Origin of the sequence: Enterococcus sp. AZ011, assembly GCF_050548355.1 — a bacterium.
GTDB lineage: Bacteria > Bacillota > Bacilli > Lactobacillales > Enterococcaceae > Enterococcus > Enterococcus faecalis.
This window is the reverse complement of the sequence record NZ_CP172959.1, coordinates 1,146,280-1,171,163: the sequence shown is the minus strand read 5'-3', so window position 1 is coordinate 1,171,163 and position 24,884 is coordinate 1,146,280. Positions and strand designations below refer to the sequence as shown.

23 protein-coding genes and 1 pseudogene are annotated in these 24,884 nt (G+C 35.2%); 5 read left to right on the top strand and 19 right to left on the bottom strand.

Annotated elements, in window-relative coordinates; translation table 11 throughout:
* Nucleotides 1-18: 18 nt before the first annotated feature.
* On the top strand, nt 19-1,362 hold the full coding sequence (locus IGL36_RS05730; protein ID WP_002357775.1) for a carbohydrate ABC transporter permease: 1,344 nt from the start codon (nt 19-21) through the stop codon (nt 1,360-1,362).
* A gap of 3 nt (nt 1,363-1,365) precedes the next feature.
* Nucleotides 1,366-2,229, top strand: coding sequence for a sugar ABC transporter permease (locus IGL36_RS05725; RefSeq protein WP_002360454.1), 864 nt, complete (start codon nt 1,366-1,368; stop codon nt 2,227-2,229).
* A gap of 38 nt (nt 2,230-2,267) precedes the next feature.
* Here IGL36_RS05725 and IGL36_RS05720 read toward each other — a convergent pair whose 3' ends face one another.
* Nucleotides 2,268-2,777, bottom strand: coding sequence for a MarR family winged helix-turn-helix transcriptional regulator (locus IGL36_RS05720; protein ID WP_002365578.1), 510 nt, complete (start codon nt 2,775-2,777; stop codon nt 2,268-2,270).
* A gap of 124 nt (nt 2,778-2,901) precedes the next feature.
* Here IGL36_RS05720 and IGL36_RS05715 point away from each other — a divergent pair, with 124 nt between their 5' ends.
* From IGL36_RS05715 to IGL36_RS05705, 3 genes are all read left to right on the top strand, one after another.
* Entirely contained in the window at nt 2,902-5,241 is a 2,340-nt protein-coding gene (locus IGL36_RS05715; protein ID WP_002371836.1) for an ATP-binding cassette domain-containing protein, read from the top strand.
* 118 nt (nt 5,242-5,359) lie between these two features.
* A complete protein-coding gene (camE, locus tag IGL36_RS05710) occupies nt 5,360-5,860 on the top strand; it encodes a plasmid sex pheromone cAM373 precursor (RefSeq protein WP_002364291.1) in 501 nt (166 codons plus the stop codon).
* Nucleotides 5,861-6,056: 196 nt separating this feature from the next.
* Nucleotides 6,057-6,518, top strand: a complete 462-nt coding sequence (locus IGL36_RS05705; protein ID WP_002355960.1) for a hypothetical protein — start codon at nt 6,057-6,059, stop codon at nt 6,516-6,518.
* A 41-nt stretch (nt 6,519-6,559) separates the two neighbouring features.
* Here the strand turns inward: IGL36_RS05705 and trxB are convergent, their stop codons facing one another.
* From trxB to esaA, 18 genes and pseudogenes are all read right to left on the bottom strand, one after another.
* Nucleotides 6,560-7,474: a thioredoxin-disulfide reductase gene (gene trxB / locus IGL36_RS05700; protein ID WP_002357780.1), complete on the bottom strand. Its 915-nt coding sequence runs from the start codon at nt 7,472-7,474 to the stop codon at nt 6,560-6,562.
* 157 nt (nt 7,475-7,631) lie between these two features.
* A complete protein-coding gene (locus IGL36_RS05695; RefSeq protein ID WP_002398232.1) occupies nt 7,632-8,132 on the bottom strand; it encodes a hypothetical protein in 501 nt (166 codons plus the stop codon).
* 73 nt (nt 8,133-8,205) lie between these two features.
* A complete protein-coding gene (locus IGL36_RS05690) occupies nt 8,206-8,655 on the bottom strand; it encodes a DUF5085 family protein (protein WP_002357782.1) in 450 nt (149 codons plus the stop codon).
* Between the two features lie 8 nt (nt 8,656-8,663).
* Entirely contained in the window at nt 8,664-9,110 is a 447-nt protein-coding gene (locus IGL36_RS05685; protein ID WP_002398231.1) for a hypothetical protein, read from the bottom strand.
* A 68-nt stretch (nt 9,111-9,178) separates the two neighbouring features.
* Nucleotides 9,179-9,322: a hypothetical protein gene (locus IGL36_RS05680; protein WP_002398230.1), complete on the bottom strand. Its 144-nt coding sequence runs from the start codon at nt 9,320-9,322 to the stop codon at nt 9,179-9,181.
* A 25-nt stretch (nt 9,323-9,347) separates the two neighbouring features.
* Nucleotides 9,348-10,058 (bottom strand): hypothetical protein, encoded by a 711-nt coding sequence (locus IGL36_RS05675; RefSeq protein ID WP_002398229.1) that lies wholly within the window; start codon nt 10,056-10,058, stop codon nt 9,348-9,350.
* A pseudogene (locus IGL36_RS05670) lies at nt 10,055-10,449 on the bottom strand (hypothetical protein); the annotation flags it as partial. The gene IGL36_RS05675 and the pseudogene IGL36_RS05670, both read right to left, overlap by 4 nt.
* Nucleotides 10,450-10,457: 8 nt before the next feature.
* Nucleotides 10,458-11,165 carry a hypothetical protein gene (locus IGL36_RS05665; protein ID WP_002365574.1) on the bottom strand — a complete coding sequence of 236 codons (708 nt, stop codon included), beginning with the start codon at nt 11,163-11,165 and terminating at the stop codon, nt 10,458-10,460.
* Nucleotides 11,162-12,697, bottom strand: coding sequence for a T7SS effector LXG polymorphic toxin (locus IGL36_RS05660; RefSeq protein WP_002398227.1), 1,536 nt, complete (start codon nt 12,695-12,697; stop codon nt 11,162-11,164). The genes IGL36_RS05665 and IGL36_RS05660 overlap by 4 nt, the downstream gene beginning before the upstream one ends.
* 15 nt (nt 12,698-12,712) lie before the next feature.
* On the bottom strand, nt 12,713-13,357 hold the full coding sequence (locus tag IGL36_RS05655) for a DUF4176 domain-containing protein (RefSeq protein ID WP_002398226.1): 645 nt from the start codon (nt 13,355-13,357) through the stop codon (nt 12,713-12,715).
* Nucleotides 13,358-13,370: 13 nt separating this feature from the next.
* Nucleotides 13,371-13,643 (bottom strand): hypothetical protein, encoded by a 273-nt coding sequence (locus IGL36_RS05650; protein ID WP_002398225.1) that lies wholly within the window; start codon nt 13,641-13,643, stop codon nt 13,371-13,373.
* 19 nt (nt 13,644-13,662) lie between these two features.
* The gene (locus IGL36_RS05645; RefSeq protein ID WP_002357790.1) at nt 13,663-14,109 is read right to left on the bottom strand and encodes a YwqH-like family protein; all 447 of its coding nucleotides are present in this window, start codon (nt 14,107-14,109) and stop codon (nt 13,663-13,665) included.
* 12 nt (nt 14,110-14,121) lie between these two features.
* The gene (locus tag IGL36_RS05640; RefSeq protein WP_002385950.1) at nt 14,122-14,994 is read right to left on the bottom strand and encodes a DUF6232 family protein; all 873 of its coding nucleotides are present in this window, start codon (nt 14,992-14,994) and stop codon (nt 14,122-14,124) included.
* A gap of 14 nt (nt 14,995-15,008) precedes the next feature.
* Entirely contained in the window at nt 15,009-19,457 is a 4,449-nt protein-coding gene (essC, locus tag IGL36_RS05635) for a type VII secretion protein EssC (protein ID WP_002398224.1), read from the bottom strand.
* Nucleotides 19,438-20,610 (bottom strand): type VII secretion protein EssB, encoded by a 1,173-nt coding sequence (gene essB / locus IGL36_RS05630; RefSeq protein WP_002385952.1) that lies wholly within the window; start codon nt 20,608-20,610, stop codon nt 19,438-19,440. The genes essC and essB overlap by 20 nt, the downstream gene beginning before the upstream one ends.
* Nucleotides 20,607-20,876: an EsaB/YukD family protein gene (locus tag IGL36_RS05625; RefSeq protein ID WP_002357795.1), complete on the bottom strand. Its 270-nt coding sequence runs from the start codon at nt 20,874-20,876 to the stop codon at nt 20,607-20,609. The genes essB and IGL36_RS05625 overlap by 4 nt, the downstream gene beginning before the upstream one ends.
* A gap of 14 nt (nt 20,877-20,890) precedes the next feature.
* Complete coding sequence (locus IGL36_RS05620) at nt 20,891-21,388, bottom strand: hypothetical protein (protein WP_002357796.1); 498 nt, start codon at nt 21,386-21,388, stop codon at nt 20,891-20,893.
* Nucleotides 21,389-21,390: 2 nt separating this feature from the next.
* On the bottom strand, nt 21,391-24,867 hold the full coding sequence (gene esaA / locus IGL36_RS05615) for a type VII secretion protein EsaA (RefSeq protein WP_002405190.1): 3,477 nt from the start codon (nt 24,865-24,867) through the stop codon (nt 21,391-21,393).
* Between the last annotated feature and the right edge of the window lie 17 nt (nt 24,868-24,884).

The window sequence follows — 24,884 nt, the reverse complement described above, 5'->3', positions numbered from 1 at the left end:
GAAAGTGAGTGAACGAAGATGTTCAAGAAAAAGAAAGCCCAGACGTCATTTCGAGAGGTCTTTAAAAAAGGCGACTTCGCTACAAAACTATCTTTTTTAGTTATGGGTGCTGCAAACTTCGCCAACAAGCAGTGGTTAAAGGGAATCATCTTTTTAACAGCTGAAATTGGCTTTATCTATTGGTTAATCCGTAATGGTTTCCACGCATTAATGATGCTAGGAACACTAGGGACCCAACAGCAAGGATTAGTATATGATGATTCTTTAGGGATTGAAGTTCTAAAAGAAGGCGATAATTCAATGCTCTTATTATTATTCGGAATTGCAGCAATTTTAGTCTGTTTATCGCTAATCATTTTATATGTAATCAATTTAAAAAGCGCCCGTCACCTATATGAATTAAAGACAGCCGGCAAAAAAATTCCAACAACTATGGATGATTTACGTAGCTTGTTAAACGAACGTTTCCATGCAACTTTAATGACGATTCCCTTACTAGGCGTTCTTTTCTTTACCATCTTGCCGTTGTTATATATGATTTCAATTGCCTTTACCAACTACGACCATAACCATTTGCCACCGAAAAACCTTTTTACTTGGGTTGGATTGGCAAATCTAGGTAATGTAATCACAGGTGATATGGCTTCAACGTTCTTTCCAGTACTTGGCTGGACCTTGATTTGGGCTGTTTTCGCAACCGCAACTTGTTTCTTTTTTGGAATCATTTTAGCCTTGCTTATCAATACAAAAGGCTTAAAATATAAAGCATTTTGGCGGACTATTTTTGTTATCACGATGGCCGTACCTCCGTTTGTTTCACTTTTAATTATGCGAAACCTCTTAAATGGTTCTGGACCTATCAATGCTCTGTTGTTAAATTGGGGCTTAATCGATTCTTCTATCCCCTTCTTAACAGATCCGAATTGGGCAAAATTAACCATTATTGTTGTCAATATGTGGATTGGTATTCCTGCTACGATGTTAATCTCTACAGGGATTATCCAAAATCTTCCTGAAGATCAAATCGAAGCCGCTAGAATTGACGGCGCCAATAAATGGCAAATTTTTAAAAGTATTACATTTCCACAAATTCTATTTGTGATGACCCCGGCGCTGATTCAACAGTTTATTGGCAACATCAATAACTTCAATGTCATTTATCTATTAACAGGTGGTGGGCCAGCCAATTCTAACTTCTACGGTGCAGGCTCAACTGACCTTTTAGTTACCTGGTTATATAAATTGACTGTCGATACAATGGATTACAATTTAGCCTCTGTGATTGGTATTTTAATCTTCATTCTCTCCGCAGTCTTCAGTTTAATTGCCTATACACGGACGAATTCATTTAAGGAGGCGTAACTTATGGCTAAAGCAAAAAGTTACCAGAAAAAACAACGCACTGCACTTACCAGCGTTTACATCATTCTAACCATTTTAGCAGTTTTTTGGATGTTCCCCATTGTGTGGATTATCTTAACAAGTTTTCGTGGCGAAGGCGGTGCATTTGTTCCCTATATCATTCCCAAAACATTCACTTTAGAAAACTATAAAGTATTATTAACAAATCAGACTGGCAACTTCCCCTTTGTCCGTTGGTTTTTGAACACCTTGTTCGTTTCCATCGCAAGCTGTCTGTTATCAACTTTTATTACAATCGCAATGGCTTATGCGCTGTCACGGTTGCGTTTCCGCTTAAGAAAACCATTTTTAAAAGTGGCGCTCGTTTTAAATATGTTCCCTGGTTTTATGAGTATGATTGCCGTTTACTATATTTTAAAAGCCTTAAATTTAACTGAAAGTTTATTCGCTTTAATTCTGGTTTACTCTGCAGGCTCGGCGCTAGGTTTTTACATCGCCAAAGGGTTCTTCGATACCATTCCGATGGCTTTAGACGAGTCGGCTATGATTGACGGTGCCAACAAGTGGCAAATTTTCACAAAAATTACGTTGCCATTGTCGAAACCAATTATTGTCTATACTTCTTTAACCGCCTTCATGGGTCCTTGGATGGATTTTATTTTCGCAAAAGTTATTATGGGTGATAAAGTTGAAAATTACACCGTTGCGATTGGTCTCTTTTCGATGATGACCAAATCAACAGCCAATTCACTATTCATGGCTTTTACAGCAGGATGTGTGCTAATTGCCATTCCAATTACTATTTTATTTATATTAATGCAACGTTTCTATGTAGAAGGCGTGACTTCCGGCTCTGTCAAAGGCTAGAAAAAAACATCGTTTGGTTTATACCCAAACGATGTTTTTTATTTTTTGGCGTTGTTTTCCTTACACGTTTTTCTTCGTAGCGCTTGATAATTGGACAAAATTTTCATGACCGCCAAAAAGTGTTGATTGACTTCTTGATAATCCTCTAACGAAAGAACACTAAGCGTTTCAGATAGTTGCTGTTTTACTTGATTTTCTTTTTGCTTAAAGAGCTTCTCGCCTTCTTTTGTCGTATAAACATTAACCACGCGGCGATTTTCTTGATTATGGCGACGTTGAACAATCGCTCGTTCTTCTAACCCCGCAATAGAGCGACTCACTTGAACTTTCGACGTTCCTACTTGGTTGGCTAACTCCGTCATACTAATTCCTTCATTTGTTGCCACAATTAATAAAATTAACATGTCTAACTTGGTTAATTTTAGATCCTCCAAGTCTAGGTCTTTAAAAAGCAATTGGCTCATATATGAAAAAATTTCAGTAAAGACACTAATATCTAAATTTGATGAATGCTTCTCTTTATCCATATGTTCTCCCTCGTTTCCCACCTAGTGTATACTAAATTCACTTGATTATCAAATGGTAATGATTGATTTTTGTTAACTATTATGTTACGTTATACACTAACTTAAGGTTGTGTTGTTGATAAATTGGAAGAAGGATGCGAAAAATATGCTAGAACTCAAAGAGATAAAAAAATATTATACTGTCGGCGGAACGACCACTAAAGCTTTAGATAGCGTCTCTGTCGCTTTTCGAAAACAAGAATTTGTAGCCATTCTGGGTCCCAGCGGCTCTGGTAAAACGACGATGTTGAATGTGATTGGCGGATTGGACAATTACGATTCTGGTGACTTAATCATTAACGGCAAATCAACAAAAAATTTTAAAGAAGCCGACTGGGATGCTTATCGGAATAACTCAATTGGTTTTATTTTTCAAAGTTACAACTTAATTAGTCATCAGGGGATTTTGGATAATGTTGAGCTTGGTATGACACTGAGTGGTATTTCAAAAGCAGAAAGACGCCAAAAAGCCGAAGATGCACTCATCCGTGTCGGTTTGAAGGACCATATCCATAAAAAACCTTCCCAATTATCTGGCGGTCAAATGCAACGGGTTGCCATTGCTCGCGCTTTAGCTAATGATCCCGATATTTTACTTTGTGATGAACCAACTGGTGCATTGGATTCAGAAACCAGTCTGCAAATTATGGCACTTATCCAAGAACTTTCGAAAGAAAAATTAGTTATTATGGTGACCCACAATCCTGAATTAGCTCACGAATACGCTGATCGAATTATTGAATTTTCAGATGGCCAAATTCGTCATGACTCGCGTCCTCATATTGAACATGAAAAAAAAGAACCTTTCGAATTGAAACGCACCAAAATGAAATTCACGACTGCGCTGCGTTTATCTTTTAATAATATCCGCACTAAAAAAGGGCGAACTTTTTTAACCGCCTTTGCTTCAAGTATCGGAATTATCAGTATTGCGATTGTCCTTTCTCTTTCAACAGGATTCCAGAAACAAATTGATAAAACTCAGTCGGAAACGTTAGCGCAATTTCCGATTACCATTTCTAAAATAGCGACCGATCAAGATCCAGAAAGTTTCAATAATCAGGACAAAAAAGGCACCTTCCCGAAAGAAAAAGAAGTGACTGCTAAAATTAGCGATGCGGACCGTGCGCAACACACGAATTTAATTGATCAAAAGTTTATTGACTATGTCAATCACATTGATCCTGAATTAAGTAATAATATCGGCTATACTCGTCTAGTTAATATGAACTTATTAAGAGAAATCAACGGGAAAGCACAAGCTGTCAAATTTTCAAACGATGCACCCGACGGCCAATCAAACGCGATGGCTTCTATGATGGCTGCCCAAACTGGCGTCGGCGTTTCTGCTTTTCCTAAACAACTAGAAAATGGAAAAAACAATTTCTTAAAAGACAATTACTCGTTGCTTGAAGGAAATTATCCAGAAAAAGAAACCGATGTCGTTTTAATCGTTGATAGTAACAATACCACCAATATTAATGCTTTAAAAAATCTTGGCTTTGACGCGAAAGATAATCAAAAGATTGCCTTTTCAGACATTGTCGGCACAAAAATGAAGTTAGCCAATAATAATGCATTTTACACCAAATTACCGACAGGCAACTTCATTCCTAACCAAGATTTGCAAGCTGTTTACGATAACCCAGAAAATACTGAATTAACAATTTCAGGGATTTTGCGAATTAAAGATTCTTCAACAATGAATCTATTAGCACCTGGAATTGCTTATAGCGATGCACTTTCAACTAATATGATTGCCAAAAACAAAACCTCTGATATTGTTAAAGCGCAAGAAGCCAGCAACACTAACGTTATGACTAACGAAACATTAGATGCTTCCGCGAAAGAAAACCTGTTGTCTTATTTAGGAGCGAATGAAATCCCTTCAAGTATTATGATTTATCCAAACGACTTCAAATCAAAAGATAAAATTCTTGATTATTTAGATGCTTATAACAAAGGAAAAGATAAAAAAGACCAAATCATCTATTCTGATTTAGCTGGAACAATGACCCGCTTAACAGGTGGTTTAATGGATGCCATCACTTATGTGCTGATTGCATTTGCTGGGATTTCCCTTGTTACAAGTATGATTATGATTGGGATTATCACCTATACTTCTGTCATTGAGCGGACCAAAGAAATCGGTATCCTGAAAGCGTTAGGAGCTCGTAAAAAAGATATTACCCGGGTGTTCGATGCCGAAACTGCTATTTTAGGCGTTGCCTCTGGTATTCTTGGTGTTGTGATTGCCTTTCTCGCAACATTTCCGATCAATGCAGTGCTCTATAACCTGACTGATTTAGAAAATGTTGCCACCTTAAATCCAATTCACGGGATTATTTTGATTGTAATTAGCACAATCTTAACCATGATTGGTGGCCATATTCCTGCCCGAATGGCAGCGAAAAAAGATGCGGCAGTTGCTTTACGTGCAGAATAAATAACAAAAAATAATCCTTTAATTTCTCTTAAAGGATTATTTTTTGTTTGTAATTTTTATAAAACCACCGTATACTAAATGATTGTGAATGCTTAATAAAAAGAAACGAGGTAATTTCATGTTAAAAAAACCATTTTTACTATTTTTTTCACTTTTAGGAGCTATTTTTATTTTAGCTAGTTGTGGCATAGGAAAAGATGCTGTCACTGATACTAAGTACAAAGTTAGTTTGCAGCAAGCTGCTGAAATCTATGAAAAAGAAGCTGGCAACAGCAAACCATTAGTAAATGTCCAATTTGATACAGAACCAGCAAGTGACTACAGCTATATCTTTACTAACGATACAGAAACACTTTACGTGAATCCTGAAACAGGAAAAGTCACCAAAAATACTGAAGCAAATCAACTTGGAGAAAACGAGACAGCCTTTTCAGCTGCTGAAGTCAAAGAATTAGGCGCTGTTAACGACGTTTTAGCCAAAGCAAAAAAAGAAGTTGGAGGACTTTCTCCACGTATTTTGACTTGGAAGTTAACCAAAAATAACAATAAACTTGTTTATACAGTAGATGTTAAAACAACTACGGCAGATGAAAAAGTTACCTTAGATGCCAACGAATAAGCACAAGCGTATAACTTATCACGAAATAACCAAATCTTAAAATACTCTTTGGGACAGAACCTACGCATTCGGAAACCTTAACATTTTCCGAAGCCGATCGTTCTGTCCCAATTTCATTCTTTTAAGTAATAATAATTGTTCGTTACCCCTGCTACCGTTATACTTAGTTTAAAAGAAAAGATGGGAGTATCAATTCATGGTTTATACAGTTGATTTTAAAGAAGTAGCCACTATTGGTTTAGAAAGTTCACCAGTGGCACCTGCCCTTGCTGGACTAAGAGCGAATGAAGCTCGCTATTTTTGGAATAAATACAAACATCGCTTTACGACCGTCCCTGCCTCTGAAGCTCCAGAAACATTGGCCTGGATTGAAAAAATTTTATTAGAACGAGAATTACATTTCCCGTACAAGCCACTTGAAATTTCTTCTTTCACTTTAGATGGCATAAAAATGGCCTATGTATTTTATGAAAACGGCTTAGCAGTTAACGTGATGTACACATTAGCTGAGGAAGGCAAACGCGCCGTTGGGTTTAAACTTTCAGATGGTATGGCAATCCCTGCAGAATTTGAAGGAAAATTCAAATTTGCTCGTCAAAAATCAAAATTAGCTGGAACCATTCGCGGCTCTTATTTTGTCATTAAAGGAACCTATTAAAAAATGCTTTTGCCCTTATTATTAAAGGCAAAAGCATTTTTTTATTTTAGTTCTTCAATATAGTTAAATACTTGTTGTCCAGCAATACCGCCTTCACCGACCGCTGTCGTGATTTGACGCAATGTTTTTTCACGGACATCACCAATGGCATAAACACCAGGAATTTTTGTTCTCATTTCTTGGTCTGTTTCAATCCAACCAGCCTCATTCGTAATACCAGCTTTCTTAAATGGTTCTGTTAATGGATCTAGCCCCACGTAAATGAACACGCCGTTTGCTTCAATTTCAGAAACTTCATCTGTTTTGACATTCCGTGCTTTCACACCTGTCACGACCATTTCATTGCCAACAATTTCTTCGACAACTGTATCCCAAACAAAGGAAATCTTTTCATTTGCAAAGGCACGATCTTGAATGATTTTTTGCGCACGCAATTCATCACGACGGTGAACAATCACTACTTCAGAAGCAAATTGTGTTAAATAGATTGCTTCTTCAACTGCAGAATCGCCGCCACCAACAACTACTAAGCGTTTATTTTTAAAGAAGGCACCGTCACAAACGGCACAATAAGAAACACCACGGCCAGCAAATTCTTCTTCGCCTTTTACACCCAATTTTCGGTGTTCACAGCCTGTTGCAATAATTACCGCTTTAGCTTCATAAGATTTGTCATCACAAATCACTTCTTTATAGGATCCGTGGTCTTCGATGCCCATCACAATACCATACGCATTTTCCGTACCAAATTTTTCTACATTTTCATACATTTTATAGGCCAATTCTGGACCCATAATAGAATCAAAGCCTGGGTAATTCTCTACCTCAGCAGTGTTGTTCATTTGCCCACCAGGCGCACCGCGTTCAATCATCAATACAGAAAGATTGGACCGTGATGCATAAAGTGCTGCCGTCATCCCAGCAGGACCGGCACCAATGATAATTACATCATACATTTTATTTCCCCCAAAATTTTAAGTAAGTTTACTTTACTCCTTAAACAATTTCTTGTCTACTTTTCTGCCCTTTTTTGACATTCGGAGTAGGTGTGTCTATTACGTAAGTTATTGTACCACGGTTTTGTGTTTTCTAGGAGGGGGAATGAAGATTAATTTAGCTATTGTATTTAAACCAGAATTCTTCAATTTTTTCTTTGAATGCTATCGTTGGATAATTCCCTCTTAAATCAAAAGTGTGTCTATCATCATCACTAAATTTTATTTGATAATTATAAATAACTTCACTTTCCATTTGTCTGAAAAGTCCTACATCAATGACCTCCGACCAACTACGCACTATTAGAAATCCCTTTTCATGATATGACAAACCATGACTGTCCATTCTATATAAAATGCCACCATATTTTCTGATATACTTAGTCTCATTAATCCCGGTTTCGATTATCAAAAAAGCAAACATACATATTAATTTAAGTAAGGATAAAGCACTGATTAGTATAGCCACTACTGTTAAAAAAACAAAAAAATTTATATTACTTGTCACTGGATTTTTATAGAGTGAAAAGTAAAACCATACCAAGCAAATAAGTGTGACAAAAATAACACCTAGTCCTATACCAATTTTTTTGTACCCATCTGCCTTAGTCAGTCTCACTTCAAATATCTCTTCCTCATTTATAAACTTTTATCTTCTCTTTCCTTACGAGAAAACTCTAATCAGTTCAAAACTATTTAATACCAATCATCAAATCAGTGTATACCTTATTATCTATTACTTGCGGACAATAGAAAATTGGTGAAACAATTGTCAAATCTTCCTGAACAACTATAGTGATTAACTCTTCTAATGCTTTAGAGAATTCAGATAACTTATCGCCTTTTGCTCTAGTTGCTAACATATTGTTCACCTGAAAATAAGATTGGAAACGATATTCTGCTGGAAGATTCTCTTGGCATTCTTCATTGACAGGTAAAAAAACTTGAATCAGCAATTCTTCTTCACGAATGTCAGAATTCATTGAATAGAAAAAGCTGTCTGATAAAGAATAATCTGCTTCAAAAATTGTTTCCAAAGCATCTTCTAAACAACGACCCATCTCCTCTGAAGTCGTTACATAATAACGACTGATGACATTTTGATAATGTAATGATTGTTTATAGCCAATTGTTTTTCTCATTTTTTCACCTACTCTTTTGTTGGGATTAAAACATCTACCCAATATTCATCATAAACTAAGGTCATTACCAACAATAATTTATCGTCAAATTCAATCTTTTGTTCCAGCAAGTAATCCGTCATTTCCTCAATATTAGCACCAAGTTCATCATCAAAAGGAATTCTTTTACGAACTAGATGATCATAATGAATATTTTCTACAGTAAAAATCTCGCCACTTTCAACTGGCTCATTCACAGGAATATAAAATTTATACGTTTGTTGTTCTTCACTTAATTCAGTTGGTTTTAGTTCAATCAATGTTGGTCCATTTTTATAAAAACCTTCTTCATAAGTTAATTCTTCTGATTGTAAAATTAAATCCACTAATTGATCTGTTGTTGCTCGTTTTTCAATATACACTAAATTGTTCATTTCCAATGATACTTTTTCAATCATCTTCTTCCCTCTTTTCATTAAATTAATTTCCTAAAATCGATCTATTTTTAAATTTTTCAATACCTACCAATTCCTTTGACTGAATCTTAGAAGGCTGGTTTTAAGCCTCCTGAGGTGCTTAGCCGAGTAAAGTCTTTGCCTTTTCTCATATATTTATCAATTCCGGTTAGTTTATCAAACTTACTCAACCATTTCCCGGCTTTTTTGATGACTAAAGTGCCGTCTGACATTCGTTTAATTCTGGAAGAAATGTTTTTATTTTTTTGTTTTCTTGTTCTTCATCATTTCAATTGAATTTCCATATGCAGAAACATCTTCATTTTTTTGGGTTTTCCAATATTCATATACTCGTTGAAAATCAAAAGTTACGAAAAATAGAACAACCATTACAATTAAACATGCTGCAAGAAAAAATAAATTTTCTTTTTCTGTAACATAAGAGATTATTGCTAATGATATCCCCAAAATACCAATAACGTTCGAAAAATAATTAGTAGCTGCAGCTATCAATTTAAGGTTATTTCGTTTCAACGACCACCAAACCAAAAGAGCATGTACAAGTAGCTCTAAAATCCATCCAATAAATATCACAATCATACCTACAACAAAGTTATGAAGCGGTCTATCTGTTATTAGAGATAACAATGCTATCCCGCTAAAAATTCCTAAAACGCCTGAAAAGTATACAACGAGAACTAAATATTTTTGTAGTTTTATCTTTTTAAATTGTATATAACTTATTCCGTTGATAAGAATCACTATCACAGAATATATTATTTGAAAATATAAAAACCCTTTATTTTCTGTGAAATCATTTTTATTCCCAATCGTTCCGTAAATTATCAATAGAAAAGTTAACGATATTCCATAGCCTATCATAACTTTAATGAAGGACGCGTTTGAAAATAATAATTCTTTTTGCTTTTTAAAGTTATTTGGGACAAAATGCTTTATGATAGATTTCATTTAAACCACCCTGAAATTCCTTTTATCATTGAGTTCACTCCCTTTTTTGCTATATTAATTGCATTTGTTTTTTTCAAAATGAATTTCCTATTCCTACACCAACAACTGCCGTTAATGAAGCAGTTGCTGGTAATGCAGCAACAAAAAAGCCGACAGTCGCTGTCACAGCTGCAACCTTCCCGACATCCACCAATGCACCGCCAACTTTACTTGCGGTAATTTCATGCCCTCTCAATCCGTCTTTTCTTGCTTGTTTCTCACTCTTGCTGATTCCTTGAACGACATCTACAGCTCCTAAAGCTATGTTCAACCCTGGCACAATTTTTCCTGCACCCTTTGCATTGACTAAGGTCTTGGCATCTTTCACGACACCGTTAATCCCCAAACTTATAGTAGTTACTACTTTTTATTTTTCCTTTTCTTCATTATTTCAATGGAATTTCCATAAATAGATTTATCTAACTCTATATTTGACTCTTTTTTCCAATAGCTTACTACTCGTGAAAAGTGAAAAAAGCTTAAACATAATAACGATATTACAACAAATGGCACACCTATAAAAAGTAATTTTGTATTATCAATTGTTGTCGATAATAATAAGATAATTGTACCTATTCCTCCTAAAATATTCATATAGTAATTTGCAAATGAATCTCTAATTGAGAAATCTTGCTTTTTTAAAGAAATTTTTACTAAAAATAAATTGTACAGAAAACCAATTACTACTCCAATTAAAATAACTATACTTTCTTTTAAAAATACTTCTAAAGAATTCTCTATCAACAACGTTACTGTAGCAAGCATAAAAAATAAAAATACTACCCCAGACAAATAGACAACTATTACCAAATATTTTTGTATATGCTTATTTTTAAACAAAAATATACAAATTAAATTTATTAATAATATTCCTGTCATCCCTACAAATAAATTTCTAGAAAAAGAATTGTCAAAAATAGATCTTGTATCAGTCAATTGAAAGATTAATAGAATTGTAATTAATGTACCGTAACCACCTACAGCTAATAAAAACGAATTCATCTTAAATTCTTTCTTGCTAATTTTTTTATAAAAATCTGGTATGAAATTCTCTATAATTTTATTCATTTAAACCATCCTGAAACTCCTTTTACTAAGGAGTTTACACCTTTCTTTGCTTTATCAACAACTTTGCTTTTTTTTATAGAAAAGTCAGCCAATGCCCCTACGAGCATACCTGCTCCTACAACAACCACAACAGGAGCGCCAAAAAATCCTGCTACAGCACCTGCCGCTCCTATCGCCGCTGTTGTCACCGCCACTTTCCCGACATCCACCAATGCACCGCCAACTTTACTTGCGGTAATTTCATGCCCTTTCAATCCGTCTTTTCTGGCTTGTTTTTCACTCTTGCTTATTCCTTGAACGACATCTACAGCTCCTAAAGCTATGTTCAACCCTGGCACAATTTTTCCTGCACCTTTTGCATTGACTAATGCTTTGGCATCTTTCACAACACCATTAATCCCAAAAATTACGCTTTTTTTCAACGCACCACCAGCACTCTTTAAAGTTCCTTTGCCAATTCCTTTAACTGATTCTTTGAATGCTTGTTTTGATCCTTTTAATACAACATTTTTATCCACTAACTTCAATTTATCCAGTAATGAATCACCTAAATCAGTAAATTGTTTTAAGCCTCCTGAGGTGCTTAGTCGAGTAAAATCTTTGCCTTTTCTCATATATTTATCAATTCCGGTTAGTTTATCAAACTTACTCAACCATTTCCCGGCTTTTTTGATGACTAAAGTGCCGTCTGACATTCGTTTAATTCTGGAAGAAATGTATAAGTTTTTAACATGCTTTGTCCACCGCTTCCCTTCTTTTATAGAACCTGCCAACGAACTATTTATCAATTTATCCAATTCCTGCAAATCTGCTTCGGTTAGATTCTCGTTCATGGCTGCTATGAGTGGATGTTCTTTTTTAAAATCAAGTTTTTCTTCTTTTTTTACAGTTTTATGCGCTTCTTTTATTTCATTTTTAAATGTCTTATCCGTAAATATTGCCAATGATTTGGGATTGGTATAGCTTAATCCTCCGACTTTCGTGATTTGACTAGATTGTTGGGCTAGTTTGTCTTTGACAGCACTGCCTGCTTTGCGTCCGTTAAAAGTGTCCATGCCTTTCAGCGTTTCCGTCAAAATTTTCTTAGCCTCTTCCATTTTTTTATTAAATTGATTGGATGGCGCGGAAATAGGGACGATATGTGCTACAGAACTGTAGATGTTGCTAATTTTCTTATCTAATTTCGCAAAATTTGATAACGGTGTTGAAAATTTTCCTTTTGCTTCATTTAAGGCATCTGTATCGATGATGGCTGATTCACTATTTTCCTTCACACTAGCTTTAAAATCACTAATTGTTTTTTCCATTTCTTGTGCTATTGTATGTAAAAGATCATAATAATTGGTTAGCATCGGTAGTTGGTAATTACCAATTTCACCATTAATAGCTGTTTTGACTTTTCCAGATAAAGCATCACTTCCTTGGACTGTTTTCCAATCTCTTTTGGCACGATTGATTTCTGCTTGTAGTTTATTTCTGGAAGAAGTAATTTTGTTTTTAGCTTCCATTACTTCACGCATATTAATTTTCATTTGCCCACCTCCTCATTAGACATACGTACACGAATATTTTTCATCTTGCGCCAATTGTTTTCTCAAAACTTCAAAAGTAAACTTTTCCTCATATGCATTAGTAGGCCCTTCTGAAATAACTCGTTTTACCATGACCGAGTTAAAATAAATTGGCTCCACCTCTGCTTGTAATCCAAATGGCCATAAAGTTCCTACGTAATCAATCATCATTTGCGTTTCTGGAATGGTTAATTTTCTCCCTTGAACAGAAACAAATAAACCTAATTCATCTGTAGTAAAAAGCACTTTAACATCTTCGGTTAATAATTCTTCATCTAATTCGACAATGGTTCCAATTGGATAGATTTCTGTAAAAATTGTATCAACGAAACCCATAAATCGTTTAAATTGTGGCACGGTCAATACAACTTGTTTTTTTAACCAAGCAAAAGTGACTCTTTCCTCTTCATAATCAAAACTAATATGAATAATCGCGCCAATTCTTGGTTTATGTTCATAACTTGTGGTTTGATTGAGGAAACTTTGATAAATATTTTGAGCTAATTGGGGTTGACCGCCCAAAATTAAACCGAGTTCGTTTATGGTGTCCTTTGTTATTTCTCCAGTCAGGTTACTACTTTCTATAGTAGCCACCCACAACTCCTTTTGTTGTTGATTCATTTTTCTTCACTCCTTATTGACTAATTTTCATAGTAGCAGCTCCCGCTTTATCATCATTGACTTTATTTTTTCCGGCAGCAATCATTTTATTGGTGCTTCCTTTTGCAAATTCTTTGTAACTTTCTAGAGAAGAATTGATTTGCTCTATCATTGTTTTGAATTCTGTAAAAGGTCGAGCATTTGTTTGAGAAAAAGATACAGTTTTCATTTTGCCAATTCCTGAAATTGTGCTGTTTGCTTTATTGACAGATTGCGTCCATTCCGATAAATTTACACCGCTTTTCATTATTTTTTTCACTCCTTTATTAAGAATCCAAACTCATTGCTATTGATAATAGTGCCGAAATTTGTGAATTTAATGAACTGATTGTCATGGCTTCACGTTGCGCTTCTTCTTGTAAGTTAGATAATTTCCGTTGAAACGTTTGTAAATTTTCTTGATTTTTTGTGGCATATTTTGATAAATCACTATCTACTTTTCTAACTTTTTCATTATACTTATTCCGTCGTGTGCCTTTAAAATTACTTCCAGAAATACTCTTTAACTGACTAGAAACGGTTGATTTCAATTGATGAATACTAAGAATCTCTCGACTTAATTCACGAATTGCTTTTTCTAATTCTCGAATTTTCTGATCAATTTGATTTTTGTTGGCTTGTGCCATGTTGACCTGACTACTTAAATGACTGGCTTCAGCACGCTTTCCGGCTGCCAGTGCTCTTTTTTGCGCTTTTATTGCTTCATCACTCATGAGGTTCCTCCTTTACCGAATCCCTAAAATCGTTGAAATCACTTGAGCCAATACACCACTAGCGGTATTTAAAAATAGATTAGACGTAAAAATTTTCCGATTCATTTTAATGATTGTCTCAAATTGTTTTGCGTCTTTTTTTTCAACAGCTTTTAGCGCTTGCCTGTTGACTTGTTTTGTTTCGTCTTCATTTTTCAATGAAGTGATTACTGCTTTAAAATTAGCTTCAAGTACCGGCCAATCATAAACAGGTTGTTCATTTTTTTGATGATTCTGGTTGCCAAATGTCGAATGATGAATAGTACTATCTGTGATATCCCCAACAGTAGTTGACGAATGTTCTTCATGATTATTCGAATGCATTGTATTGCCTTGTTGAATCCCTGTGTTTAGGTTGGCCTGGTTGCCATGAATCACATGGTGATTTCCTTGAATAATTTTTTGTTCCGCAATATTGATTTCTGAATACATATTTTTGTGATTGAATGCTGCTTCAACTGCATTACGGACTTTGTTTAAAAATTCAGCATCTTGAAAATAAAGGGAGTAATTATCTCCAGAATTTAGTTGAAAGATTAAATATTCTTTATTACTTTGATGTCTTTGATAAACCATATAGATATACAATCCTGTCAATCCCATAATAATTAAACTAATCCAACGTAATCCTTCAAACCGAATAGTTCCAAAAGCTAAAACAAAAATGCTTATCGCCATCACAGGAATTCTCATCCGCTTAGTTCCAGCATATATTCTGGAAATGTTACTTAATTGTAAAGTTAAATGATCAAATCTTAAAATGTTATCTTTGATAATAAAATGATTTGTTTCAATTTCTTCTTCGCTCTTTTTCATATCAATTAATTTTGAGAATTCATTATTCATAATTCCACTCCTTTTTATTCACTTACTAACTTCACCCGCATTGCTGTTCGACCTTCAAAGAAATGAGATTCATCCAATTCCACGGCAGATTCATTATAATCACTTTTCGTTTTAACAAAGCTTTGGTCTGCGAGTCTGGTACCAACCATACCCGCTGGGATATTAGCACGTAATAATTTATCGGCATCATTAAAACTGTTTTCCAATAATTTTTGATTGGTTTGGAAAATAAAATACATCGCGACTTGGCTACCTTTTTTCAGTAGGATATTTAGGTTTTCAGCACTAATAAAGGATTTTTCAACAAATTGTTGTGCTTCGGGAATATAAATCAACATCGGTTCATACTCACTAATCATTTGTCGTTGTTCAATTTCCTGTAATAATTCATTGACAAAGCTTCCATATTCAGTTCCTGCAATCACCGTATCAAAGCTATCTGCATAACCGCCAAAACGGTCACTATGGTTAAAGATAATCCGTTCGGCACGCCCTCTAAAATGCTTCATGTCTTCGATAATCACTTTTTCAACAGATTCATTTTGTTGTGGTGTATCATCCCCAATCACAAAATAACCGTGTTCCGTTGGTTTGAAGCCCACTATGTTAGTCGTTTCTTTATCAAAGGCAATAGGAAACTCCATATTTTCCAGCATTTGTTGAGCGTGTGGATGATTGTATAGATTCGCCATAGCGATTGTTTTCGGTAACATTGGGATTGGTAGCGGTCGTTCACCGCCCCATTTTTGGCTCATCTTTTCAATTTCTTGTTCTAAACGGTTTAAACGAGCGATATCATTTTCCCCTTCTGTTGGTAGATAGATTTGAATTTCTTGCGGCTGTTCCAATTTCACTTGTGCACGTCCCATAATTTCTTGTGGAATCAAAGCTTCTCGTCCAACAACATCACGAATCGCATCTTCTTCTACTAAATACAAACCGATATGTGTTGGGATATTACTTGTCATACTCATTTTAAAGCTATTTGTTCTTAAGACCGTAATAATGGTATACAAGCCAACACTTGCTCCTTCTCGTAGCAATTGATTTAAAACAGATTCAATTGGATCTTCTAATGGGCTTTCTTTGACTGCATCAAACCCATCTACAATCGTAACAATCACTGGTAATTTCTGTCCTGATTTTTCTTCGTATTGATTTAAACTAGCAACACCGTATTCAGTAAAGGCCTCTTTACGCTCTTGAATTTCTTTACGAATTCGTTTTAAGAATTTAACTAATTTTTCCTCTTCTTCCAAACGGACTAAATCAGCAACGTGTGGTAATTTTTTCAATGGTAACAACCCATTTGTACCAAAATCAAACAAATTAAATTGAACTTGTTCTGGTGTATTTTTACGAGCAAAGTTCATTACTAGGGTTTGCAAAGCTGTTGATTTACCGAACCCCGGTGAACCATATAAGGCAGTATGATTTAATTCGTGCAAATCGAAATTGAAATTGACTTGTTCTTGTTTTGCTGGAATATCCATAAAACCAAAAGGAACAGAAAGTTCTCGTTGTTCTTGCCATTGCGTTTTAAAAAGTGGTGAAACAATTTCTGTTGCTAATGGAGGTAACCAAGGTTTCTCTGGTAAAGTTGCTTGACTTTCTTCCGCATGCTTGGCAATTTCTTCAACAATTGCGTCTAATTGTGTTAACTCTTCCTCCGTTTTAATAGAAACCTCTTCTTCTTCGGAAAGGTCGGTAGTTAATAATTCGTATTGTCCTAATTGATTAATTGACCAAATCCTTTCATCCACTTTTTCTTCTTTGGTAGCGAATGGATCATAGTTAGCACCACTCCAAGCAGATTGGAATAATTCGTAAATTTCATTATTCCCTACTTGCAAATAAGCACGACCCGGTTGAGTAATACTAGCAGCATCTGGGGTTTTAATAATCTCATTGGAATCATTGGCGTCAGCAACTTTTAAGGCCAGCTTAAACCGTGAGTTTGACCAGATTTGGTCATCCACTACGCCGCTTGGTTTTTGTGTCGCCAAAATTAAATGTACACCTAACGAACGACCAATCCGTGCAGTAGAGACAAGTTCTGCCATAAAATCTGGTTCATTAGCTTTTAATTCAGCGAATTCATCGCTGATTAAAAATAAATGGGGTAATGGCTCACTTGGATAGTTTTTCTTTTCTTCTGGGTCAGTAATTTCTTTTCCTTGTTTATATAATTTCGTATAACCATTGATGTGGTTAACCCCGTATTCTCCAAATTTTCGTTGCCGTTTTTGTAGTTCTGCACGAATACTTTGTAATGCTCTAGCTGAACTAGCTCCATCTAAGTTAGTAATCGAACCCAACAAATGAGGTAATTTTGCAAATAAGTTAGCCATTCCGCCTCCTTTAAAATCAATAGGTAAAAAACCTACATCTTCTGGAGCAAAATTAACAGCTAATGACAACATATAACTTTGAACGATTTCAGACTTACCAGAGCCAGTCGTTCCTGCGACAAGTCCATGCGGTCCATGGGCACGTTCATGTAGGTTCAAGTAAACAATGTCATCTTTGCCACGAACGCCAAGAGGAACTGCTAAAGACTTAGAAGTATCGGCTCTTTGCCAACGGTCTGTTACATTTAAATCCTTTATTTCCTTTACATCATATAATTCTAAAAAGTCAATTGCTTCAGGAATAGCATTTTTCTCCACTTCCACATGCTGCAAGTTCGCCAAGCGCTGAATCGCATAAGCAAGCGGATAAGCAGTCGGTAAATGATTAGGAACGAAGTTTTGGTTCACATATTTATTATTTTGATTGATTAAAGTCGCCGCTTCACTACTTTGATACTCAATCAGTGTAGTTGTCGTTTCTGGTAACATATTTAAAGCATCTTTTCCCCAAATAACTGTCACACCATATTGACTCATATCTTCAGCTAAAAATTCATTTAAGCCATGCCCTGACAACCAACTTTCCTCTAAAATCGACAGAATGTACTGTGGTTGAAAGTGAACTTTTTCATTACCGGCTTCGCGCACTTGTTGACGACGTTTCGTAATCATTTGATAGAAAGAATTTAAAACCATATCCCTTGTTTGAGGATCGTGAACAATCCCACGCAAATTCAGACTGCGGATTTTGACGTGTGGCAACCAACGCCAAGAATGCCAATCTTTCTGATAATCTTCCTCTGGTACTAAAGTAACAAACTCTACGTCACGATAGGAATGTAAAACAGACACTTGAAATAACAACGTTTGAATGGCTGTCCTTAAAACAGCAGGTGTTCCCGCCAATCCTAAGGTTTGTCCCATTAGTGGCACAACAATCGGCGCCTTTTCTAATTGCTTATATGGCCATACTAATTGTTCTTCAGCTTCTTGACTTAGTGAATCATCTTCCGTTGACTGATAATTTGTCGTAAAACTTGAAGAAATTTCACCAACTCCTAAGCGAACTGTCAAAAAATCTTCATTAGTCATCATGCGTTCATATATCCGCGCATGATACTCTTTTGTCATTAAGGCTAATTCATTCATGGCAGGATTCATATATTCCAAGGCCTCTTTTTGTTCTTGTTGCAGTATACTTAAACGAGCTTTCTCTTGTATTAAATATTGTTCGTAGCTATTTGTCCGTTCGATATTCTTTTGCTTTGTTTCTTTTTTATTGGTGAAATAACTAGAGACTGAAAAACCAGCCGTCAATAAACTCGCTCCGCCCATACTAAGCATCATAATTGGATTGCCCCCACTTAAAAAGCTTGTTGCGCCACTCAAAACGACCATTCCTAAAGGTGGGACAATCGTCCGTAACAGTTCATTTTTCCCTTCTGTTTGCTTGGCTTTTGGGGCAGCAATTTCTATTTGTTTTTTTGGCTCCTTCAAGTGAATCCGTGGGCTTCGTCGAAATGACGGGAAATCGACAGGATATTCTGGAATAACCTCCTCTTCTACAATTTGCCAAGGATTCAGGGAATATGTAGCTCCTAGACTTGTTAACTTTAATTGTTTTTCCCGGACTTCAATGATTAAGCCATTGACAACTAATTGATCACCGACTGTAAAAGCATAGCTTCCTTTTTCAACTAAATAATGATTGTAGTAAATCGTATCTTCTCCGGGATAAATCGTTGCTGTATATTCCCCAGTTTCTGGTGCCAGTGTAATATTGATGATGGCATCTGTTTCTAATGAAATCGCAGCATTTTTGGCAGAGGCAATTAAAAAATCTTTCTGCGGTTTATTGGTGGTGACAGTAATTAATTCTTCGTGGGGAAAAACAGAAAAATTTTCAGCAGAATCAAAGGTTTCACCATTACAGAATAATTCTTCATTTTCGTAAAAAAATAATTGTTGATTGATTGAAACACTTGGGTTTTTAGCCGTAATTTGACGGTGAAGAAGTTGGGGACCAAAATAAAAAATGTCAAAATAAATCATGCTAGATGTATGAATTTGATCATTCACAGAGACCAATTTTTTACTGATTTTCGTTGTCATCCGTTTTTCCTCCCAAGATTTTCATGTATTTATCAATTGCTTCTTCATATTTTGTTAACAATGCTTGTTTTTTCTCGCCGTTCATTTTGTTATTGGCTTTGGTTGCATCATATAATTTTGTATAGGCATGTAATATATATTGGTTATCGCCTAAATTTTGGGCAATATCTAATGATTTTTCAAAGTCTCCTTTGCCAATATAAATCCAATAAAGTAAGGTATTTTCACTAGATTTTTGAGATAAATTATTTAAAATTGCTGTTTTTTGTTCATTTGATAAATTATCTAGTTGGACAGAACTAACAGCAGCAACATACTTAGCTCCTATCGGCAATTCTTCTGGTGTATCTTCTTTTAATGTTTTCGTAACACTTGCATAGTCATTAGAAATATACTGCGCTTCTGCCAAACTCACTCGCTCTTGGGCTGGTAATTTTTTTAAGACATAAATCCCTGTTGTAGTTGCAAAAAGTAGCGTTAAAGCCAATAACACTAAGCTGGCCCATTTAAAGGTTAAATAACTTTTTTTACTCACTAATTTGGTTTCTGCTTCGCGCTTGGCTTTTTGACGAATGATTTGTTCACCAATGATTTGCTCAATTTCATTGATTGTTTTCGCCTCTTGTAATTGTTTAGATAGCGTATCTTTCAGGGTGCCATTCCCTTGAATCAATTGTTCATACTCATACTTTGGATGTAAGATTGCTAAAATCAGCGCTCGATATTGTTTAAAAAATTCTCTTTCATCTGCTGAATAAGGCACAATGACCTGCATAAAACCACGATGAGCAATTAATAATTCTTCTCCCAAGATATAGATGTTTTCTGGATGAATAAAGGGTTGGACCGGCGTACCTAAGAAATCAACCAAATAATGAACTCTTTGCGCTAACAATAATCGCTCATATTGATCCATTTTTTTTATCGCTTGTAAAATGGATTGCATATATTGATCCTTATGGTATTGAATCACTAACGCTTCTTCCGTTGCTTGTATTATTTTTCCCGATAAAAATCCACGACTTGATTTTAAAAATTGTTGAAACTGTTCTAGTCTTTCTAACTGATATTGATTTGCTTGTAATGTCACTTGAACATATTCTTTTGTTGCTTCTAACGTGATTGTCTCTGAAATATCCTTTAACTCGCTCATCCATGTGTCTCCTTTACAATTTCTTTTACTACTAGTTGGTCGCCATTCCCTAATGGATAATCTGCAATTAATTGATTGTCAGCTAAATGAATTGGTTTATTCAAAACAACCAATTCAAATGATGCTGGCAAACGGTTTGGCAACATCTCAAACGATTCGAGTAACAATTCTTTTAAACGTGCAACTGATACCTGATTAGGGATTTGCAAATCAATAATTTGATTCGACACATGTAAGCCGATACCAATCGATGTTCTTTTGTTCATGTTTCTTTCACTCCTTAATTTCCGCTTTGCGCACGATGATATGAAAAACGGTTTCCTAGAAAAACACCAACGAATAAAATAACTATACTTCCTAAAAAAATACCACTGTACAACCAAAAGTTTATGGATATTTCTCGTTGAACCTCAAGAGATTCAACGCTTTCAGGAGAAGTGACCGTTGCCGTCTCTTTGAACAGAAAAGGCCTTACCTTTTTATCAACTGCTAATGTTTTTGCATTCTGTTCTGTCCTAAATACATCATTTTTTGCTTCGTTGACAACCCTCGCTTTACTTTGATTGACTTCTTTTTCTCTCTCTGCTTTTATCGGTAAAAACAAATCTGGAATAATGAAATTCACTTCTACGTTTTTTTTCTGCTGATTATCTTGGTAGATCACTTGATTATTTATTTTTAAAGCGCCTACTTCTTCTGCTTTTGTTTTTGTTGATGACAATGACAAATAGAGCATATTAACACTTAAAACAATCACTATTTTTATTAATTTTCTCATGGCTATTCCTCCGGTCGTACAAATAAATTAAGGACAACACCTAAAACAAGTAAAACGATTAAAATAAGGTAACTAACCCAACTAATTTGTACGCCATTTACTAAAGCAGTAAAGCCATTTTGGATATTTTGAAGCGGCGATAAACGATAGAGCCAATTGCTTAATGAGCCTACCTTTGTTGCAATACCTAATAAAGGTGTCAACATGAAAAATAACCCCAGCATAGCTCCATAAACATATAAAGTAAGTTTTTTAAATTGGCGTAAACAAGCACAAACCAAAAGTGCACCGCTAGCAAATACTAAGAAACTATAGCTAAACCAAGCGAATCGATTTATTTGAGATACATTGAACACCAGTAGAAGTGAAAAGACACTCCCAAACAAAATAACCGTAATCAAGAGTAATAACAGATTTGGTATATTTTGCCAAACTCTGGTTGGTTCAACCAACGCATCCGCTACAGTAACTGTTCTTTTCTTCATAAAGCCTTGGAAAGTTAGCGCAATAACGAATGTCAAAATACTAACAATCAAGGTAGCGTAATAGGGAATTAAAGAGACTTGTCGGGTTTCGCCAAAGATCCCTTCTCCTTGAATTGGGCTCGCAAGGAAACTAAATACCCGTGGATTATCAGCACCGCCGTCTCTTGTATTAGCCAATACTTTTTCAAATGTTTTGGCATACTCTTCATTTTCTTTGGTTGTTTTCTTTGACTCATCAATTGAATCATTTAAGTTTGCTAAGATATTTTGCGCATGATCTTGAACTTTGGTTGTTGAGGCTTTCAATTCTTTGATAGTCTGGGCAACATCTTTGACTTTGGCTGCTGAATCAGCTGTTGTTAGACTAGTTTCTTTCGTTGTTTGCATTAACGTTTGCATCATTTTAACTAAATTTTCTGTTTCTACATCTAAAGTGCTGGTTTGACTTTCTTCTGGATGTGGATTTCTTTCATCAATTACAGAAGTAGCTCCCACTTTTCCAGCTTCTTGCCAAGTAGCATATGTCGCATTGACTTGTTTTGTTGCTTCATCAAACCATGTATTTAATTTCTCCGCTTCTCGTAATAATTTTTCAGGGACCGTCATTAAATTTAATGTTCCGTAAAGTGTTGTAGGTCGTCCGTCTGTATTTTGATCTGTCTCAGTACCAATTAATTGTTTTAATTGATTAATTTGTTCATCTGTTTCTCGATATAATTGATTTCCTGTTTTTTTATATTCGTCTAATAATTTATCTGTAATCATCATGGTTTGCTCGTTTTCAGTGATATTGTCGTACATCCAGTAAATGGATGTCTCACCTGCTAACTCTTCAATTGTTTTATCCTGATTTTCAGGAGCGGTTAACATTGCTGCATACTCTTGAATAGATAGACTTTGATTAGGCGTACCATATAAAGTCACAATTTGTTGTGATACAGTATCTAAAAGTTGAAATTGCTTCATGATTTCAGGAATATCGGTTACTAATGGTTGGTCCATTGCAATATACACAGCGAACGAACGTGCATTTTGAAGCTCATTATTTACCCACCAAGAATAATCAATCTGATTAAATGCTGTTTTTTGTTGTTCTGGTGTCAGTTGCCAAGACATTGGTAAGTCAATCGTTAAGGAAAGTTTTTCTGGAAGTGAGAGCAAATCATTTACTGGCTCAGTTACTTTTTCAGATTCATCTTCGGATTCTTCTGCCAACTCTTCTTGCGTATTTTCTTCGTCCACTTCATCATTCTCAGGAATCTCAGCTTGTATTTTGACTGGTTTGGTAATTGTTAGCTGTGTTGGGGTAATTGCTGAAATATCAATGCTGTAACCTGTACCTGCTAACTGCTGATTCAAAGATGTTTTAATTGTTTGAACTTTTGAATCATCTAAAAGAAATGACAATTCGCCATTTTGTGTATTGGTTTGTCGTAATGAAATAACCGACTCTTGATTTGTCGCTAGTGAAAAAGTTACTTTTTCTTGTGGAATCGCTATAGTATCTTCATGAAGTTGTTTAGGTTCCAAATACATAAAGCGGCTTGAATTGGTGAAATCAAGTTCATGTTGTTCTGCATATCGCTGAATAATTTGTAACTCATCACGGAAAAGATTGCCTTGTTCAACTGAAATCCTATTATTCATTTCTAATTCACTAACGAGTCTTTCTAAACTTACAAAAGAAATTTCACTTAGTGATTCTTCCAATCTTTCCTGATAATTTTTATCTAAGTTAGGTATATTTTCTTTTTCGTTCGTAATTAACTGAATAATCGCTTGCTTAATTTGAGTGTCTGTTGCTATCTCAGGTGTTGCTTCAAGATCATTATAATATGTAGCCGCAATTTGCTTTTTTAACTCAGTTAATTGTTCTACTTGCATATGTAGTTCTGCGATTTCTTTTTGTAGTTCGCCAATGCGATTACTTTGTGTTTCTTGAAATAATTTAGATTCTGATAAAAAGTCAGCATAAATCCCTGAGCTTCCTTGTTCACTTGGTGTGTAGAAGGAGCTAAACTGATTGATTACCATTCCATTTAGTTGATCGAATTGTTGTTTGTATACTGTCGTGTCACTTTCCCATTGATTAGTCAATTCTTGTTTTTGTCTCTCAAACTGTTCATTAAATTGTGCAATTGATTTTTTTATTTTTTCATTTGCTTCTTTCGAATACTCGTCCACTGATTTTTTCGTATCTTCCGTTGTCTTACTAGTTGATTCTAAGCTCCGACTGTTGCTTTCTAATAAGGTTTGTACTGATTTTACAAACGCTTCTTGCTCGTTTGTAAATAATTTATTGTCCTCATCTAAAATACTAGCCGTACTTAATACTGTCGTATAATTCATGGGAATTTCTTTAAATGGTTGCTGAATTGTTTCTTCTAATTGATTTTGATACAGCAACTGCGTATCAGTAATTTGGTTAACGTTTTGTTGTGCGATAACTAAATTTCCAACAATACTGGAAAAATACATCTGAATTACGCGTTGGTTAAAATCTTTCAAAATAGTATTTACTTTGTCTTGAATTGCTTGATTGGTCAATTCATTTTGTCCGTCTCGCACTTGGTATTCAACAGAAGCCTGCTCTGGACTAACAGCTTGTAGTGACAATAATTTCTCCGAAAAATCTTGCGGAATAATAATTTGAGCATCGAATTGTCCATTTTCAACCCCAGATGTTGCGATATTCCGAGTCGTTGTTTCCCATCGATTAGCTGTATCTTTGTTAATTAATGTGACAAAATCAGAACCTAATGCATAACGTTTTCCTTCAAAACTTGCGCCTTTATCTTCATTAACTAATGCGTACTGCATCTTTGTTGTCTGATCTTTGCTACTTCGAGTCACGTTCTCATCTTTAAACCCTAAATGAATGAAAAAAAGTAATAACAAGAAAGTTGCTCCAATTGCTAAGGCAAAAGGGATACCTTTTTTTATTTTCCCTTCCATTATCTTCTCTCCTTTAGAAAAAGCGCTAGTGCAATTCATTGCGCTAGCGCTTCAAT